The sequence below is a fragment of the Mesorhizobium sp. P2_C5_2 genome, assembly GCF_056404535.1.
This window is the reverse complement of the sequence record NZ_JBFUDV010000004.1, coordinates 348797-366049: the sequence shown is the minus strand read 5'-3', so window position 1 is coordinate 366049 and position 17253 is coordinate 348797. Positions and strand designations below refer to the sequence as shown.

The 17253-nt window shown below is 62.8% G+C and carries 20 protein-coding genes and 2 tRNA genes; 16 read left to right on the top strand and 6 right to left on the bottom strand.

Annotated elements, in window-relative coordinates; genetic code table 11:
- Positions 1–2: 2 nt before the first annotated feature.
- The 4 genes from AC1D1B_RS16940 to AC1D1B_RS16925 all read left to right on the top strand — a co-directional run bounded on the left by AC1D1B_RS16940 (position 3) and on the right by AC1D1B_RS16925 (position 3177).
- Positions 3–440 carry a VOC family protein gene (locus AC1D1B_RS16940; protein WP_477333627.1) on the top strand — a complete coding sequence of 146 codons (438 nt, stop codon included), beginning with the start codon at positions 3–5 and terminating at the stop codon, positions 438–440.
- A gap of 87 nt (positions 441–527) precedes the next feature.
- The gene (locus tag AC1D1B_RS16935) at positions 528–1556 is read left to right on the top strand and encodes an ABC transporter substrate-binding protein (RefSeq protein ID WP_477333910.1); all 1029 of its coding nucleotides are present in this window, start codon (positions 528–530) and stop codon (positions 1554–1556) included.
- A gap of 68 nt (positions 1557–1624) precedes the next feature.
- Positions 1625–2425 carry an ABC transporter ATP-binding protein gene (locus tag AC1D1B_RS16930; RefSeq protein WP_477333626.1) on the top strand — a complete coding sequence of 267 codons (801 nt, stop codon included), beginning with the start codon at positions 1625–1627 and terminating at the stop codon, positions 2423–2425.
- A complete protein-coding gene (locus tag AC1D1B_RS16925; RefSeq protein WP_477333625.1) occupies positions 2422–3177 on the top strand; it encodes an ABC transporter permease in 756 nt (251 codons plus the stop codon). The genes AC1D1B_RS16930 and AC1D1B_RS16925 overlap by 4 nt, the downstream gene beginning before the upstream one ends.
- A 12-nt stretch (positions 3178–3189) precedes the next feature.
- Here AC1D1B_RS16925 and AC1D1B_RS16920 read toward each other — a convergent pair whose 3' ends face one another.
- Both AC1D1B_RS16920 and AC1D1B_RS16915 read right to left on the bottom strand, forming a co-directional pair.
- A complete protein-coding gene (locus AC1D1B_RS16920) occupies positions 3190–4416 on the bottom strand; it encodes a M20 metallopeptidase family protein (protein WP_477333624.1) in 1227 nt (408 codons plus the stop codon).
- Entirely contained in the window at positions 4403–5584 is a 1182-nt protein-coding gene (locus AC1D1B_RS16915) for a M24 family metallopeptidase (RefSeq protein ID WP_477333623.1), read from the bottom strand. Before AC1D1B_RS16915 ends, AC1D1B_RS16920 begins: the two co-directional genes overlap by 14 nt.
- A gap of 210 nt (positions 5585–5794) precedes the next feature.
- Here AC1D1B_RS16915 and AC1D1B_RS16910 point away from each other — a divergent pair, with 210 nt between their 5' ends.
- The 6 genes from AC1D1B_RS16910 to AC1D1B_RS16885 all read left to right on the top strand — a co-directional run bounded on the left by AC1D1B_RS16910 (position 5795) and on the right by AC1D1B_RS16885 (position 11134).
- Positions 5795–6961, top strand: a complete 1167-nt coding sequence (locus tag AC1D1B_RS16910) for an ROK family transcriptional regulator (protein WP_477333622.1) — start codon at positions 5795–5797, stop codon at positions 6959–6961.
- The gene (locus AC1D1B_RS16905) at positions 6958–7722 is read left to right on the top strand and encodes an ATP-binding cassette domain-containing protein (RefSeq protein WP_477333621.1); all 765 of its coding nucleotides are present in this window, start codon (positions 6958–6960) and stop codon (positions 7720–7722) included. Before AC1D1B_RS16910 ends, AC1D1B_RS16905 begins: the two co-directional genes overlap by 4 nt.
- 41 nt (positions 7723–7763) lie before the next feature.
- Entirely contained in the window at positions 7764–8804 is a 1041-nt protein-coding gene (locus tag AC1D1B_RS16900; protein ID WP_477333620.1) for a sugar ABC transporter substrate-binding protein, read from the top strand.
- Between the two features lie 146 nt (positions 8805–8950).
- Positions 8951–9946, top strand: coding sequence for an ABC transporter permease (locus AC1D1B_RS16895; RefSeq protein WP_477333619.1), 996 nt, complete (start codon positions 8951–8953; stop codon positions 9944–9946).
- A gap of 13 nt (positions 9947–9959) precedes the next feature.
- Positions 9960–10730 (top strand): SDR family NAD(P)-dependent oxidoreductase, encoded by a 771-nt coding sequence (locus AC1D1B_RS16890; protein WP_477333618.1) that lies wholly within the window; start codon positions 9960–9962, stop codon positions 10728–10730.
- A 173-nt stretch (positions 10731–10903) separates the two neighbouring features.
- Positions 10904–11134: a hypothetical protein gene (locus AC1D1B_RS16885; protein ID WP_477333617.1), complete on the top strand. Its 231-nt coding sequence runs from the start codon at positions 10904–10906 to the stop codon at positions 11132–11134.
- A 67-nt stretch (positions 11135–11201) separates the two neighbouring features.
- Here the strand turns inward: AC1D1B_RS16885 and AC1D1B_RS16880 are convergent, their stop codons facing one another.
- Positions 11202–12023, bottom strand: a complete 822-nt coding sequence (locus tag AC1D1B_RS16880; RefSeq protein WP_477333616.1) for a M15 family metallopeptidase — start codon at positions 12021–12023, stop codon at positions 11202–11204.
- 189 nt (positions 12024–12212) lie between these two features.
- On the opposite strand from AC1D1B_RS16880, the gene AC1D1B_RS16875 reads away from it, so the two are divergent.
- The 3 genes from AC1D1B_RS16875 (at position 12213) to AC1D1B_RS16865 (ending at position 14465) form a co-directional block, all read left to right on the top strand.
- The gene (locus tag AC1D1B_RS16875; RefSeq protein WP_477333615.1) at positions 12213–12764 is read left to right on the top strand and encodes a hypothetical protein; all 552 of its coding nucleotides are present in this window, start codon (positions 12213–12215) and stop codon (positions 12762–12764) included.
- 511 nt (positions 12765–13275) lie between these two features.
- Entirely contained in the window at positions 13276–14235 is a 960-nt protein-coding gene (locus tag AC1D1B_RS16870) for an acyltransferase family protein (RefSeq protein ID WP_477333614.1), read from the top strand.
- A gap of 53 nt (positions 14236–14288) precedes the next feature.
- Positions 14289–14465 (top strand): hypothetical protein, encoded by a 177-nt coding sequence (locus tag AC1D1B_RS16865; protein ID WP_477333613.1) that lies wholly within the window; start codon positions 14289–14291, stop codon positions 14463–14465.
- A gap of 67 nt (positions 14466–14532) precedes the next feature.
- Here the strand turns inward: AC1D1B_RS16865 and AC1D1B_RS16860 are convergent.
- Positions 14533–14608, bottom strand: a tRNA-Val gene (locus AC1D1B_RS16860).
- A gap of 219 nt (positions 14609–14827) precedes the next feature.
- Between AC1D1B_RS16860 and AC1D1B_RS16855 the strand changes: the two genes are divergently transcribed.
- A tRNA-Asp gene (locus AC1D1B_RS16855) sits at positions 14828–14904 on the top strand.
- A 42-nt stretch (positions 14905–14946) separates the two neighbouring features.
- The gene (locus AC1D1B_RS16850) at positions 14947–15258 is read left to right on the top strand and encodes a hypothetical protein (protein ID WP_477333612.1); all 312 of its coding nucleotides are present in this window, start codon (positions 14947–14949) and stop codon (positions 15256–15258) included.
- 113 nt (positions 15259–15371) lie between these two features.
- On the opposite strand, the gene AC1D1B_RS16845 is transcribed toward AC1D1B_RS16850, so the two are convergent.
- Positions 15372–15680: a hypothetical protein gene (locus AC1D1B_RS16845; RefSeq protein WP_477333611.1), complete on the bottom strand. Its 309-nt coding sequence runs from the start codon at positions 15678–15680 to the stop codon at positions 15372–15374.
- Between the two features lie 246 nt (positions 15681–15926).
- Here AC1D1B_RS16845 and AC1D1B_RS16840 point away from each other — a divergent pair, with 246 nt between their 5' ends.
- Positions 15927–16298: a hypothetical protein gene (locus AC1D1B_RS16840; RefSeq protein ID WP_477333610.1), complete on the top strand. Its 372-nt coding sequence runs from the start codon at positions 15927–15929 to the stop codon at positions 16296–16298.
- A gap of 23 nt (positions 16299–16321) precedes the next feature.
- Here the strand turns inward: AC1D1B_RS16840 and rbsK are convergent, their stop codons facing one another.
- Positions 16322–17251 (bottom strand): ribokinase, encoded by a 930-nt coding sequence (rbsK, locus tag AC1D1B_RS16835; protein ID WP_477333609.1) that lies wholly within the window; start codon positions 17249–17251, stop codon positions 16322–16324.
- Between the last annotated feature and the right edge of the window lie 2 nt (positions 17252–17253).

Genomic DNA, 17253 nt, shown 5'->3' with positions numbered 1-17253 from the left:
CCATGCCGCTCGGGGGCGCCTACGCGATTTCGGATGTCTGCCTGCTGGTCGAGGACATCGGGCGCACGGTCGACTTCTACGTCGAGAAACTCGGCTTCCGGCTGCGCCGGCGCGCCGAAGGCTTTGCCGATTTCCATGGCGAGGGCGTGACGCTGGCGGCATGGGAGATCGACCACATCAGTCAGCACACCGGCGTGTCGAAGCTCAAATCGCCGCGCCATGCCCACAAGGTCTGCGTGGCGGTCAGGCTCGATAGGCCAGCCGACATCGACCGTCTGCATGGCGAGCTCAGCGCCAAGGGCGTGCCCTTCTACGGCCCGCCGCAAAACTATGTCTGGAACGCGCGCTGCGCCTACTTCGCCGACCCGGACGACACGCTCTGGGAATTATACGCCTGGCTCGACGGCGGCCCCGGCGACTACCACGACGAACAGCCGTAGACGACAGTGCGCCGTGGGAGCGGTGCGCAATGAACAGAGCAACGCTTGCAACAGGAGCGAAAAATGAGTGGGAACAAGCATTTCGATATGAACCGCCGCAGCTTCGTGACATCCGGCATCGCCGCCGTGGCAGCCGCATCCGCCGGCATGCAGCTGGTGCTGACGCCGGGCGCCAGGGCCGCCGGCAGGGTCGTCATCCAGTATGACTGGCTGGTGTCGAACGGACAGATCGGCGACATCGCCGCCGTCGCCAACGGCTACTTCAAGGCCGCCGGCCTCGACGTGGAATTCAGCCCCGGCGGACCGAATTCCGCCACCGTGCCGCCGGTCGTCTCGGGTTCGGCCCAGCTCGGCCAGTTCTCAGAGACGCCGCAGCTGTTTGCAGCGCGCGCCAGCGGCGTGCCGGTCAAGATCATCGCCTGTGGTTTCCGCACCGGCCCCTATGCCTTGACCTCCAAGCCAGCCAAGCCGATCCGCGGCGTCGCCGACCTCAAGGGCAAGAAGATCGGCATCCAGCCGACGGCACGCTTTGTCATCGACGAGATCCTGGCCAAGAACGGCATCGACCCGGCAGACGTCACCGTCGTCAATGTCGGCTTCGACAAGGGCCCGCTCGTGCGCGGCGACGTCGACGCGATCGGCGGCTGGATCACCAACACGCAGGCGCTGAGCGTCGTCGGTGACGACCGCATCGACCTTCTGGTGCGCGATCTCGGGCTGAACTCCTACGCCGATGTCTACTTCGCCACCGACTCGGCCATCGAGAAGGATCCGGAGACGCTGGCCAAGTTCATCGGCGCCGTCGGCAAAGGCTGGGGCTGGGTGCACGCCAACCCACAGGAAGCGGTGAAGAAGATGGTCGCCGCCTATCCGGAAATGGATCTCGGCTGGGAGGAAAAGACCGTCAATCTGGTGCTGAAACTGTCCTTCGACGGCACGACTGCCAAGGACGGCTGGGGAACGTTCGACCCTTCCTCGATCGAGGAGCAGCTGGCGCTGCTGGACAAGGTCGGACAATACCCGAACGGACGCCCGGCCGCGGCTGACGTCTACACCACCAAGATCCTCGAACTCTCGGCCGCCGACCGGCCCAAACTCGACGCACCCGCTGCCTAGAGCATGATCCCAAAAAGTGGGAACCGGTTTTTGGAAAAGATCATGCTCCAGCAAAGAGTTAGATCAACATGACGATCAAACTTCATGCTGATCTAACGCCGAACGCGATCGAGGCTCAGAGGCTGGATGTCGGCTATGGCGGCCGGCATTCGGCCGTCAAAGTGCTCTCCGGCCTCGACTTGACCGTCGCGGCCGGCTCGTTCCTGTCGATCCTTGGGCCATCGGGCTGCGGCAAGTCGACCTTGCTGCGGGTCGTTGCCGACCTGCTCGATCCGCTCGGTGGCATGATCAGCGTGCTTGGCGACACGCCGCATGCGGTGCGCTCGCGCCGGGATGTCGGCTTCGTCTTCCAGGATTCGACGCTGCTGCCCTGGCGCACAGTGCGCGACAATGTGCGTTTGCCGCTCGGTGTCGGGCAAGGCAGCCTGACGCGCCAGATTGAGGACCGCTCAGAGGAATTGCTGGAGCTGATGGGCCTTGGTGGCTTTGGCGAGCGCCTGCCGCACCACCTTTCCGGCGGCCAGCGGCAGCGCGTGGCGATCGCCCGTGCATTGCTCGGACAGCCGAAGCTGCTCCTGATGGACGAGCCGTTCGGCGCGCTCGACGAAATCACCCGCGACCGCCTCAATGACGAGTTGCTGGCGCTGTGGCGGCGCACCGGCACGACCATCCTGTTCGTCACCCATTCGATCGCCGAAGCGGCCTATCTCGGCGAACGCGTCATCGTGCTTGCCGCCAATCCCGGACGGCTGGTCAAGGATCTGGACATGCGGCCGTTCAAGCAGGACGGCAATCGCTGCTCGCGCGAAGACCCGGCCATCGTTTCCGCCATGGCGGAGCTGCGCGAAGCCTTGGAACTGGCCTCATGAGACAGGAGCCTTTGCCGCCAACGCTGGCGATCGGGCTGCCCGTTCTCGGCGCCGCTTCCATCCTTCTCACCTGGCAGTTCCTGCTGCCTTGGCTTGGCGTGCCGACCTATATCGTGCCGACGCCGACCGCGATCCTAGGTGTCTTCCAGAAGAGCTTTTCCCTGCTGCTCGGCAATCTCTGGCCGACGCTCATCGAGGCGCTGGCGGGCTTTGCCATCGGCAATCTCGCCGGCGTGCTGCTGGCGGTGCTGTTCGTGCACAATCGTGTGCTGCAGGCGGCCTATTTCCCGATCGTGCTGTTCTTCAACACCATTCCCATCCTGGCGCTGTCGCCGATCATCATGCTGATCTTCGGGCTGGGCATGACGCCGAAGATCGTCATTGCGGCGGTGATCTGTTTCTTCCCGACGCTGGTCAACATGATCCGCGGGCTGGATTCGGCCAGCAGCAACGAGCATGAGCTGTTCCGCGTGCTGTCGGCGACACGCTGGGAGGTGTTCTGGAGCCTGCGCCTGCCGCGCGCTTTACCGATGCTGTTCTCATCGCTCAGGATCGCCTCGGCCACGGCCGTGATCGGCGCCATTGTCGGCGAATGGATCGGCTCGGACAAAGGGCTTGGCGCGTTGATCATCCAGGCGTCCTTCAACTATCAGTCGGACCGCCTCTACGCGGCGATCGTGCTGTCATCGGGCCTGTCGATTGTCCTGTTCTGCCTCGTGGTCCTGATCGAGCGGCGGGCGATCAAATACTGAGCCGATCGCCGTTCAGGCGGCATCATCCGGCCGTGTCGACAAGAACAGCGTCGCCGCCGAGACCATCGTGGCGACGCCGGCTTTCAGCGCGGCCTCGTCGACGCGAAACCTGGCATGGTGCAGCGGATAGACCGAGCCGACTTCTTCGTTGCGAATGCCGAGCCGGAAATAGACCGACGGGCGTTTTTCGCTGTAATAGGCAAAGTCGTCGGCAATGCTCCATCCCGGCATGTTGAGGACATTGTCGGCGCCGATGCTGGCTCTCGCGCCGGTAAGGACCAGCTCGGTCATCTCGGCATCGTTGACGACACCGGGTTCGCCCTTGTGGATGTCGACCTGCACGGTGGCGCCATGGCTTGCCGCGATGCCCTCGAGTATCTCGCGAAGCCGGCGCCGGGCGCGTTCGCGGGTGGTGTCGCTGCCGCTGCGGATGGTGCCCTTCAGCGTGACCTTGCCGGCGGTCACGTTGTAGGCGTTGCCGCCATTGATTGATGTCACCGAAATCACCAGCGGATTGTAAGGATCGGTTTCGCGCGAGACGATCTTCTGCAGTTCGCTCACCATCGAGCAGGCGACAGTCAGCGCATCGACACCCTCGTAGGGTTTTGCCGCGTGCGCCGCCGAGCCGGTGACAACAATATCGAACGTATCGCAGGCCAGCGTGTAGGGACCGGAGCCGACGGCAACCTTGCCGGATGGCGTGTAGGGATCGACGTGAATGCAGATCGCGGCATCGACATCGTCGAGCAGCCCCTCTTCCACCACCCGCTTGCCGCCCGACGGTTCGTCCTCCTCGGCCGGCTGGAAGATGAGACGGACGGTGCCGCCGAAACTGTCGCGCGACTGGTGAAGATGCGCGGCCACCGCAAAGCCCATCGAGGCATGGGCGTCATGGCCGCAGGCATGCATAACGCCGGGATTTTCCGACGCGAAGTCGACGCCGGACTCCTCCTCGATCGGCAAGGCATCGATATCTACCCTGATCGCCACCTTGCGATTTGACGGCTTGCCGGTGCCGACAATATCGACCGCAAGCCCGAACCCGGCGACGTCGCGGATATCCTCGATCCCCTGCCCGGCCAGCATCTGCCGGAGATAGGCTTGCGTGCCTGCCTCGTGGTTCGATAGCTCGGGATGGCGGTGCAGATGGCGGCGGATCTCGATCATCCGGTCGAGAAGTCCGGCATCGATGTCGGGCGCCGCACCGCCCGGCGCTGCCGGCTGGTCAGGATTTGACATGGATGTCTCGCGGGAATTTCGTTAGTGTCTCAAGGCCTGTCTCGGTCACCAGAATCGTCTCACTGACCTCGATGCCCCAACCATCCATCCACATGCCGAGAATTGAGTGCACGACATTGCCGGGCTGAAGCACTGTCTTGTCGCCGGGCCGCAGGCTGATCGTGTGCTCACCCCAATCCGGCGGATAGGCGACGCCGATGGAATAGCCGATGCGCGATTCCTTCTTCAGGCCGTAGCGTTGGATGACCTTGCGCCAGGCGGCTTCGACCGCTTCGGCCGATGTGCCCGGCCTGACCGCATCGAGCACCGCATCCATGCCTTCGATGACAGCCTTTGCCGTATCGGCGACACGCGTCGGCGTCTTGCCGAGCTGCATCGTCCTGGCGAGCCCGGCGGCATAGCGGCGGCAGACGCCGGCGAGTTCGAGCGCGATCGTCTCGTCCTTGCCAAACCGCCGGTCGCTCCACATGATGTGCGGGGCGGAGGCATTCTCGCCACCAAGAATGGTCGGCGGCAGTGCCGTGATGTCACCAGCAAAGTCCGGGCTGCCGGCGATCTGCGCCGCCTGGATGGCGGCAATGGCGTCGCATTCGCGCACGCCGGGCGCGATGACTTCGAAGGCTCGCGAAACTGCTGCTTCGGCCAGCGTCGATGCCCTGCGCAGATAGGCGATTTCGGGCGCGGATTTGACGGCGCGGATCCAGTTCACCAGGAGATCGGCGTCCTGCCATTTCGCATTGGGCAGGCCGGCAACCAGCCGCGCATGCGCCTTTGGCGAGAAATAGTACGCTTCGAGCTCGATGCCGATATGTCTGGCGCCCCAGCCCTTGGCCGCGATCCAGGCCGCGATCCAGTCCATCGGATGACGGTCGGCGCGCTGGACATGGTCTTCCGGGAAGCCGACCACATTCTCCGGCTTCATCCACGCAGTCAGCAGACCGCCGGCCGCATCCATGGCGCGGCCGATCCAGACCGGCTCGGCCTCCTCTTCGACCGGAACAAGCACCACCTGGGGCGTATAGAACGACCAGCCGTCATAGCCGGTGATGTAATGCTGGTTGGCGACGTCGTTGACGACCAGCAGTTCCATCCCACGCTTCGCCATCTCGGCGCGGATCTTCTTGAGCCGCTGCTGATACTCGTCGCGCGCAAAAGGCAATTCGATCATCGTTTTTCCCTGCTGGATCTGTGGTCGTGCGAGCCCCGCGCTCGCCTAATGTCATGCACCATTGCGGTGCTTTCAACTCAGCTACAATCGGCCAGCGCAGCGCATGGCACAGGTCCTGAACCTCGGTCGGACTGTCACGAATTATTTTTGAATTCCATTTGACTGAATAAATTGCGTGTGCAAGTCTCGCCTCTCCCACGGGAGAGGGACATGGCACTGCGGGGAACCAACCAGGAGTTCGGACGGCCTTACAACCGGCGCATCGTGCTGGAGTCCATCCGCCTTCACGGTCCCATCGCCCGCGGTGACATTGCCAGCCGCGTCGGCCTCACCGTCCAGACCGTATCGACCATCGTTCGCGAGCTCGAAGAGCACGGCTATCTGCTGTCGCTGCGCGAAGAGCCGCGCGGGCGCGGACTGCCGCCGGCGACGCTCAGGATCAATCCGGAAGGCGGCTATGCCGTCGGCGTCCACCTCACCCCGATGGGCATCGACGCGGCGCTGATCAATCTCAGCGGCGATGTCATCGAGAGCACGCATCGCGAGGCGCCGCATCCAACGCCCGACCATGCCTTCGAGCTGATCGGCGCGATGGTGCCGGAATTGACGGCGCTGCGGCCCGGCGGCCGCGTGCTCGGCATCGGCATGGCGCTGCCCGGCCCGTTCGGTGTTGAATCGATGAGCTTCGTCGGTCCGACAACGATGGCCGGCTGGAAGGATGTGGCGCTGCCGGATCGGCTGACGGCATCGACCGGGCTGCCGGCTTTTTTCGAAACCGACATGGCGGCGGCCGCCATGGGCGAGCGCCTCTACGGCCTCGGCGCCGGCTTTTCCGAATATTACTACCTCTATTTCGGCGTCGGCCTCGGCGGCGTCATCGTCCATGACGGGGCGGTGATGCGCGGCGCCTGGGGCAATGCCGGCGAGATCGGCCACATCCCCGCCATTCCCGGCGGCGAACTCTGTCCCTGCGGCAATCATGGCTGCCTCGAACGCTACCTTTCGCTGGAGGCGCTGCGCCGCCGCAACATCGGCGAAGCCGCCTGGGTGGCCGAAGTCGCACCGATCTTCCGCAACGCCATCACCACCATCGAGAATTTGTTCGATCCGGAAACCGTCATCCTCGGCGGGCTCGCCCACACCGATCTCCTGGAAAAACTGGTCGGCGCGGCGGCCCAACTTCCCAATTCGATCTCGGCGCGGCGCGACCGCAAGACGCCGCGCGTGATGGTCGCCACCGGCGGCCAGCATTCGGTGCTGCGCGGCGCCGCTGCCCTGGCCGTGTCCGGTGTGCTCTCGCCGCGTTTCGGCCAGATGTTCATCGCCGAGCGCGAGCGCCGGTCCGACCTCATGCACAGCAAGGGAGTGGCGGCATGACCGAACCGCTGCTGGTACTCGAAAACGTCACCAAGAATTACGGCGCCATCCATGCGCTGCGGGGCATCAGCTTCTCGATCGGCAAGGGCGAGGTCGTGGCGCTGCTCGGCGACAACGGCGCCGGCAAGTCGACGCTGGTCAAGATCATCGCCGGCGGCCTCGAGCCGAGCTCCGGCCGCATGCTGTTCGAGGGCAAGGAATTTCTGGCGAAATCGCCGGCCGAGGCCAAGGCGGCCGGCATCGAAACCGTCTACCAGGACCTGTCGCTCTGCACCAATGTGGACGTCGTCGCCAATTTCTTCATGGGTCGTGAAATCACCCGCAAGGTTCTCGGTATCCCGGTCCTCGACGAGCGCGCCATGGAGGCCGTCGTCGGCAAGGCGCTGGCCAGTGCGGGCACCCGCATCCCGTCGCTGCGCACCAATGTCGAGCACCTCTCAGGCGGCCAGCGCCAGGCGATCGAGCTCAACCGCTTCGTGCACTGGGGCGGCAAGCTGGTGCTGCTCGACGAGCCGTTCGCGGCCCTTGGTGTCGAGCAGACGCGGCGTGGCCTCGAGATGATCCGCCAGGTCGCCAACCAGGGCATCGGCGTCGTCATCATCACTCATATCATGCAGCAGGCTTTCCAGGTCGCCGACCGGATCGTGGTGATCCGGCAAGGCGTCGTGGCCGGCGATGTCGCACGCAACAAAACAAGTCCCGATGCGGTGATCAACATGATCACCGGTGAGACGCTTGCCGGTGCCGGACCGGCGGGTTGAGGGACAAAAGAGGGGTCCGGTATAAAAGAGGAGCGAACGACATGAAGCGAATATTAGTTCTTGTCTTCGGTATCCTGGCACTGGCTCTTGCCTCGCTCACGCCGGCAATGTCCCAGACCAAGGGCACCGTCTACTATATGGTTCCGACCCTGCTCGATGAATTCCAGACCGGCTCGGTGAGCGCGCTGGAGCTGTTCCTCAAGCAGGTCGGCTATGAGGTGAAGACACTCAACGCCGACAACAAGACCGACGCGCAGCAATCGCAGATGAACGACGTCATTGCGCTGAAGCCGGCGGCGATCATTCTCGCCGCCGTCGATTTCAACGCGCTGAAGCCGTCCATCGAAGCCGCGCGTGCCGCCGGCATTCCGGTGGTCGAGTTCGACCGTCAGATCACCTCGACCCCATCCGACTTCACTTCGGTGGCGGGCACGGTCGAGATCGGCTACGTCGCCGCCGACCAGGCGCAAAAGCTCCTGACCGCCAAGAACGGTTCGGTGAAGGGCAAGATCCTGCAGGTGCTGGGCGATCCCGGCGATCCCTACACGCTCGACATCCAGAAGGGTTTTGAGGAAAAGATGAAGGCGTTCCCGGACGTCAAGATCATCTCGCTGCCCGCCATGCAGTGGGAAGCCAGCAATGCCGGCACCATCGTTGCCGACCAGATGTTGGCCAACCCCGACATCGACCTGATCTTCAGCCATGCCGCGCATCTGTCGGTCGCTGCCGTCGCCTCGCTCGAGGCCGCCGGCAAGAAGCCGGGCGACGTCATGCTGATGAGCTCGAACGGCGCTCCGGTCGGTCTCGACCTGATCCGCAAGGGCTGGCTGAACGTCGAAGTCGAGCAACCGCTCTACGCGCAGGCCGCTGCCGTCGCCATGTTCATGGACAAGATCGCCGGCAAGCAGGAAATCAAGCCCGGCGAGTATGACGTGCTTGGCCTGAAGTCGACCGTGACCAAGGAAGCCTGGGGCCCCAACATCAAGATCCCGGGCGCCGCCATCACCAAGGAAAACGTCGACAACCCGGCCTTCTGGGGCAACCAGAAGCCGCCGACGGACACGATCAAGCCGGTCGAATAGTCACGTGCCAAGCGCTCCGGGCCGCCCAGGCCCGGAGCCTGCCCTTTCACAACGCCGCGTCCCAAGGACACCGTGGCGAACTTGAATCCGCGCCTGATCCCGACGAAATCAGCCTGATTTCGCGGGGGCGCCAACCGGATCAGCCCATGAACCCGCGCACCCGCAAAGCCCTGGAGTTCGTCCTCGACAACCTCGTCTGGTTCATGCTGGTCTTTGTGTTGATCGTCTTTTCCATCTTCGTCCCCAACTATTTCCAGCTCGGCATCTTTGCCAACATCATCGAGGCCTCGAGCGTGCTCGGCGTGATGTCGATCGGCCTGTCGCTGGTCATCATTGCCGGCCATATGGACTTGTCGGTGGAATCGGTGGCAGCGCTCAGCGCCATGACGGTCGGCATCCTGTTCTGCTCGTCAGGCATCGGCATGGGCATACAGCTCAATCCGCAATGGCTGATGGTTCCGGTTTCGCTGCTCATCGCGCTGGCCGTCGGCGGCCTTGTCGGCGCCTTCAACGGCTATCTCGTGGTCAAGGTGAAGATGAGCGCCTTCATCATCACGCTGGCGTCCTACATCTGGGTGCGCGGCCTGGTGCTGGTCATTTCCGGCGGCCGTTCGGCGCAGGATCTGGCGCCGGCCATACGCTGGTTCGGCATCCAGCGCCTGGCCGGCCTGCCGCTGACCGCCTGGATCGCCGTCGCCTGTTTCGTCCTGTTCTCGCTGATCATGGCAAAGACGCCGTTCGGCCGCCACTTGATCATGATCGGCGGCAATGAGACCGCGACCTTCCGCGCTGGCATCCGCGTCAACCGCAATTTGATCATCGCCTTCGTGCTTGCCGGCGCCATTGCCGGCCTCGCCGGCTGGCTGCTCGCCATCCGCACCTCCGGCGCCACCGCCAATCTCGGCGTCGGGCTGCTGTTCAACGCCTTTGCCGCCGTCGTCATCGGCGGCGTCAGCCTGAAGGGCGGCGTCGGCACCTTGCCCGGCGTCTACGCCGGCGTGCTTTTGCTCTCGTCCATCAACACGGCCATCAATCTGATGGGCCTGCCAGCCAATTTCACCCAGGTGATCCACGGCCTGCTGGTGCTCGCCGCCGTGCTGCTCGACGCCTTCAAGCAAACCATTCGCCAGAGACTCGCATGACAGGACACCTCGCATGACCAGACGGCTGCAAGGCAAGGTCGCGCTGATCATCGGCAGCGCGCGCGGCATCGGCAAAGGCATTGCGCAGCGCTTTGCCGAGGAAGGCGCAAGGCTGGTCCTGGCCGACAGCGAGGCCGGGGCCGGCCAAGCCACCGCGGACGAGTTCGGCTCCGCCTTCATCCGCACCGACATCTCGCAAATGACCGACGCCGAGGCCGCGGTGGCGCTGGCGCTGAGCCGCCACGGTCGCCTCGACATCGTCGTGCAGAATGCCGGTATCTATCCCTGGCAGCTGATCGAAAACACCAGCCCGGACGACTGGGACCGGGTGATGGCGGTCAATCTGCGCGGCACCTTCAACGCCACGCTGGCGGCACTAGCGCCGATGAAGGCGCAGCATTACGGGCGTATGCTCTACACCTCGTCGATCACCGGCCCGCACGTCACCAGCCCCGGCCACGGCCACTACAGCGCCAGCAAGGCCGGCATCAACGGCTTCATCCGCTCGGCGGCGCTGGAATTTTCGGGCTACGGCATCACCGTCAACGGCGTCGAGCCCGGCAACATCCTGACCGAAGCGATCGAGCTGCATCGCGGCGCCGCCTATATCAAGAACATGGAAGATTCCATCCCGCTCGGCCGCCTCGGCAGCCCGCGCGATGTCGCCAACGCCTTCCTGTTCCTGGCCTCCGACGATGCCAGCTACATCACCGGCACGACCATCATCGTCGACGGCGGCCAGTTGCTGCCCGAAGGCAAGGATTTCCGTCTGCTGCCGCCATGATCTTTGCATTGATCGGCAACGAACCGGGTTGCGCCTCCTGACGACGAGAGGTCATTCCAGCGAAAGACACTGTTTCCCCGCGTCGGCGACCTGATTTCCCTTATAAGTTGTATGGAACTCGAGTACTTCTCGAAAGTTGTTCATCAAGTGCCGATTAAGGAGGGTACTTGTGAATGGCAGACAAATTCAGAACCAGCCATATCTACCAGCGGGCTCATGCTTTGGCTGAGGGTGGGTTCCACCAGTCACCGGCCGAGATTGTTGCAGCGTTGCTGGCCGAGGGCTTTCCGGAAGCCGCCGAGCTGCTGAACTCCGAAAACATCCGTGCCGACCTTCGCCGGGTTTGTGGTGCAGCGACCGCCAATGGCCGGCAAGTCGCCACCAACCTGGGACTTCGTTATTGACGCGCATAAAGGCAACATCGGCGGGTTTCGACCCGGCGCATGTGCCCTACGGCTGCTCCCGCCTTGATCAACCAGGTTTCTTGTAAAGCAGCAATTCGGGCCGGTACTCGAAATGCATGGTGTCATAGTGATACCAGCGCCCGCCCCAGATGAAGCCGTTTTTCTCAAACAATTCCGCGATTTCCAGCGGGATCCGGTTCTTGAACGGAATGTGGGCCTTCGGGTTGGTTTTGTTTCGGTTGTTGTACCAGTAGTCGGAGAAACCGACATTGATATCGAAGGCTGCACCGAAGGAGTGGACGCTCAACCGGTTCGTGCCAGCGATGGGCCGCCAGACAAAGCCGCCGCCGGGCTTGAGCCCGTAACGGCTCAGCTCCGCCGGCATGGCTTCAAGCACATCGGAGATCTTGCCCAGCCGGTCGTTGATCCCAAACACCTTGGTGACCTGCACGGTTTTCTTGCCGAGTTTCGGCAGCCATTTCACGTTGGCGATGTGCTTGCCCACTTCCGCGGCACTTTTGCCGTAGAGCTTCTCGAAGAAGGCTTCGTTGCGGATACGGCCGGGATCGAAATCCTCGGCCGGCACCAGCGCACCCTCCGCTGCCGTCGGGTAGACATAGCGAAACATGTCTTCGATGTCGGGGCTCTCAAGCAGCGCGTCGGCGTCGCGGGCCTTGCCGTCGTCCCACACCATCGTGGCGCCGTCGGTCCAGGTCAGGACGTTGCCCGAGATGGTGAAAAGTCCGGGATAGGCCTTGAGCAAGGCAGCTTTGGCAGCCGCCTGATCGACGCCATCGCCGGCATCTGTCGCGTAGGCAAGGCGCCCGGTGCCACAGATTGCCAATACGATCATCAGCTGCAGCAGCAGGCGCCTGGGATGGTCGATCATTGTCCTGCCTCTCCAGAGAGCCAATCGATTGCTGGCCAAGACCCTTATCAAATCCGGATCGATGACGGCAGCTCACTGGCCACAAAGCGGGAATTCAGCTCATCCCGGCTGTTGGCAATGGCTTTCGTTCATCTTGCATTTGGCAAGGCTGCTGTAAGATGGGGCGTGAATCAATAAGGGAGACAAATCGTGTCAAAAACCTCCAGCGCCCTGATCCGGATGGCGTTCACATTCATTTTCCTGGTCGGCCTTGTCTCGGCCGCTTCTGTTCTTTTCCCGGCCACGGCCTCGGCCCAGCGCATGCAGCGATGTGCTGACGAGGGTGGCACCTGCCGCCTGCCCTACCCCGCGGAAGTGGTCTATGGCGCGCGCGGACAGACCACCTCGCGCTTTTTCGACCGTCCTGCCGTGTCCTGCTCAAATCGGGTATTCGGCGACCCGGCGCCCGGCCGCGACAAGGCCTGCTACATCGTCAGGCGCGGCGGCGGTAACGATTACGGCGACAACAACAATGACGACGACAATTACGGTGACAACGACTACGGCCAGGGCCGCGGCAGGTGGGTGGCCTGCGCCAGGGAGAATCAGTACTGCGATTTCCGTGGCCGCAAACTGGTGAGATACGGAGCGCGCGGTCAGTTCACGCAAGGCGTTTTCAGGAACGGCGTGCGCTGCGGCAACGATGCCTTCGACGAGGATCCCGCGCCCCGCGCGAAGAAGACCTGCTTCATCAGGCAGTAGCCGGTACGCCGGCAGAAAGGCGGGCGCGGCCGGTTGTGGCCGCGCCCGACATTCGGGATATTGGTGGGCGATGACGGGCTCGAACCGCCGACATCTTCGGTGTAAACAACGGTTAAAACCGCCGAAACCCCGTATTTCCGGGCTTTTTCACGCCGTTTGCGCCAGCTCATATCTGCTGAGATTGGCGCTTCCGGCTCGTAGCTCGGCGCTTTCTGGGGGCAGGGATTGTCGCTAAAGGTGCTTGATTCCGATCCTGTTCTCCGACGCTGCACAGCAACTGCCTGGTGCCGGTGGTGCCGTCCGAGATGCCGCGCGCCGTGACCAGAAGTTCACTATAGGCACCGAGGTTGGTGAAATCGACCTGAGCAACATCGGTGCGAGAAATCCCAGCTGCCGGCCAAGTTCCATGCCGCGCCGAGAGCCGGTGCCGATTGTAGCATCATTCGGTTGGAACCTTCATTGATCTGCTGTCTGCTTGCATTTCACTCGACTTCAGCAATATTGGCGCGTCATGGGGGGACGGCTTTACGGACTGGACGCACTGCGCGGGGTCGCGGCGATCGCTGTCGCTCTGCACCATCTTGCGCGCGTCAATCATCTTCCGTTGCCGCCGCTCAACCCTTCGACTGCGGTCGATCTGTTCTTCATCCTGTCTGGTTTCGTCATGACTAGGACCTATGAGGATCACCTGCGGAACGAGCTGACCGCCGTCGGCTTCATCGGCTTGCGATACCGCCGGCTGTTTCTGCCGTTGGCCATCGGATCGACCATCGGATTGACGCTGATGATCGCATTCCATGGTATTTCTGCTCCGCTCCTGGCGGCCTATGCCCTGATCCTGCTTTTTCTTCCCGTGGTCGGACGGCCCGCATTTCCGCTCAACGGTCCGGCCTGGTCTCTCTTCGTGGAGATCGTCTGCAATGCCCTGCACGGAGCGATCATCTCGAAAATATCGAACCTGCAAGTGCTGGTCCTGGCGGTGGCTGCGGCATTGGTTTTCATCGCCAGCTTCGCGACAGGACTGTCTCTGTGGAGCCCGGCCTTTACATCGGTCCTTTGGCTGATCCCGCGAGAACTAACCTGCTACCTGGTCGGCATCTGGATCTTCCGCACCTATGGCGATGTCCCTCTTGGCCGAAGCCCGGTATTGGCCGTCGTTGTGTTTGCGATCGCGCTTGTCCTCGCCTCGTTCAATCCGGCTTTCGAGATCAGCGCGATGGTCGCATGTCCCTTCGTCGTACGCGCTTCGCTTGGGCTGCCTCGCATAGGCTGGGTAATCTGGGCTGGCGCGCTCTCCTACCCGCTCTACGCGACCCATGTACCGGTGCTTCAGGCCGCGCGTGCCATGGGCTTGCAGCCTGTCTTCAGCGTCCTGCTGATGGCCGCTGTTGCCGTCTTCGTCACGGTAGCCTTTGAAACCCGCCGGGGCGGTTTCAGACCACGCATCGGCGCTCACCACACCAGTACCTGATCGGCGACGCGCACGAAGATCATGTTGGAGCCGGCCCAGGAATGCAGCGGCGGATGCGCGCCGACTGGCCTGCGATGCAGCGACGCGTGCCTATCTGGGATGCCGCGGGCTCGCTCGGCATGACGGTAAAGCAGATGGAATCGACCTACGGCCACCACCATCCCGACTTCCAGCAGGACGCAGCCGATGCCTACCAAGGCGCCCGCAAACCGTCGTTTCTGGGCGCATAACCGAGCGCAAGTCTGCGCCGCAGCCGAACGAAGGCCGGCAGGCGCCGTTGAATTTATTAAAGGAAAGTGGTGGGCGATGACGGGCTCGAACCGCCGACATCTTCGGTGTAAACGAAGCGCTCTACCAACTGAGCTAATCGCCCGCTCCGGGCCGGACCTTTAAGCGGTCAGGACTGGCTTCGCAAGGCCAAATGAACAAGCGCGAGCTTAGCCGCATAGCGGTTTTCCCGGGCAAAGTGCTGCCTGTCAAAAAACCTTCTCCTGTTTGCTGTTATGCTGTCGAGGTGCGCTTGACACCCGGTGGCGAACCCCTTATCCACCGCCCCAACGACGAACACGGCTGACACGTGTTCGTCCAATGCGCGGGTGTAGCTCAGTTGGTTAGAGTGCCGGCCTGTCACGCCGGAGGTCGCGGGTTCGAGCCCCGTCACTCGCGCCACTTCTCAATCAGTTCGCTGATTTGAAGTGGCCGGAAGTCTGAATGCCAGGGCTGGCATTCACGGTTTCAAAAATAGCGCGCAACTCCAAAATCGGAACCATTCCAGCACTGTCTCGTTCAGCCTTGGGGCTGAAAATACGGGAGAGACAGATGGCTGTGACATGTCGCATTTCGATTGACGGAACCAGGGAAGGCGATGAGCTGGCCTTCCAGGAATTGCCGCGGGTCGGCGAAAGCATCTCAATGCCGATCGAAGGATCAAACAGGGATTTGCGCGTTCTGCGCGTTGTCCACATGCCCGGCGGCAGCCACCGTGCGCAGACCATGTTGGAACTGACCAGCAAGATTCTTTAGCGGGGCGCGCTACGTCACGCCGACGGTCGGGGGTTCGAGCCCCGTCACTCGAGCCACTTTCAGTCAGTTCGCTGATTTGAAGTGGCCGGAAGTCTGAATGCCAAACCGGCAGTTCAGACTTTTATGTTCTTCCCCCTACCGAGACGTGCTCGATTCCCGCGCTGGCGAAATGTCTCCAACTCGCCACCAAGTGGTGGCGTGGAATTTACCGGTGCCTCGATGCCTTTCGATGGCCGTTTGTAGATCAAGCGCACGACCAGAGCCATGTATCCAAGCTGAAGAACAACCGCTGCAAGGATGGCCCAACCGATCGCCTGCCAGATGGAACCAGTTTCCATGCGCGCCCAGATCGCCACGATGAACGACGTCGCGAACATGCCCAGCAGAAATTGCGGAAAATACATAATAGCGGAACCCAGCATCTTGGCGATTCATCTCAGCCGCATAAGAACCCGCCGCTCCATTTGCGAAGCGGCGGGGCCCCAAATTTGCCCCCCGGCTACCAGGACGACGATTTGTCTCGGCAATGCTGACAGTGCAATTGCGGTGCCAGGCCTATTGACCCATTACGGGCCACCTGTGTCGATGACGCAAGACAGGCTTGCCGAATTACATTAACTGTTGCTAATGTACCACCTTGGTCGGAAGGGACCAAAGTGGAGAGGTTGTTGGCAGGCATGTTGGCCGCGATGCTGGTAGCGTCGGCAGGGCGATGCTGGTCCGAGGACAGCCATAAGACGATCTCCGAAGAAGCGTTGAGAACGGTCAGCGCCGAGATGTATTCCGACATTTTAGCCCAGGAATGCCTGCATGGACGACGCTACTCGCAAAGCCGGATCGAGAACGGCTTCAAAAGGCACTTCGAGGAAATGAAGCAGCAGCTGGTCGCGAGTGGATATACCATCGTGCCCAATTCGAACGAGAACAGCGCACTCTGGACACGTTCGCAGATGGCGTTTGACACGAAGCGGCGGCTTGGCCTTCGGCGCCAACTCGGCTGCCTTGGCGCATACTGGCTCGACGACAATCGGGACTGGTGAGGCAGTGCAAGAACGCTGTGGCCTCAAATCCGCGCCAGCAGCGCCTCGACCTCCTGCAGCGTCGGCATGGACGGCGCCGTTCCCGGCCTTGTCACCGAAATGCCGGCGACGGCGCAGGCGAAGCGGACCGCTTGCAGCGGCTCCACGCCTTTGGCGAGGGCCGCGGCCAGCCCGCCATTGAAGGCATCGCCCGCACCGGTGGTTTCGACCACCGGACCGGCACTGACCACGGGGACATGGTCGGAACGGTTCGCTGTGTGTAGCAGCGCGCCTTTTTCGCCGAGCGTGATGATGACGGAGCCAACGCCCTTTGCGAGCAGGCTGTCAGCGGCGCGGCGGGCGTCGTCGATAGAAGCAACCTTGACGCCGGTCAGCTCCTCGGCCTCGGTTTCGTTGGGCGTAACATAGTCGCAAAGCGTGTAGATGCGGTCCGGCAGTTTTGCCGCCGGCGCCGGGTTGAGGATGGTGGTCACCCCTGCCCCGCGCGCAATCTCGAGTGCGCGCAGCGCTGCGTCGATCGGCTGTTCGAGCTGGGTGACGAAGACGCCGGCATCGCTGATCAGGCCGGCATTGGCCTCGATATCTTCAGGCGAGATCAACATGGCCGCACCCGGGCTGACGATGATGGCGTTGTTGCCGGTGGTCTCCTCGATGAAGATGTAGGCGGCACCGGTATAGCTTTGCGGCGTGTCGATGACGGCGGATTTCACGCCTGCCTGCGCCCATGTCTGCCTGGCCATCTCGGCGAAGGGGTCGACGCCGAGCCGGGTCAGGAAGGTGATGTCGGCGCCAAGCTTGCCGGCCGCCACCGCCTGGTTGGAGCCCTTGCCGCCCGGCCCGAGCTTGAAGGAATTGCCGAGAATGGTCTCGCCCATGCGCGGCTGGCGATCGGCGCGATAGGCGGTGTCGGCGACAAAGACGCCCAGTATGACGACAGGCTTGCCGGACGCCATCG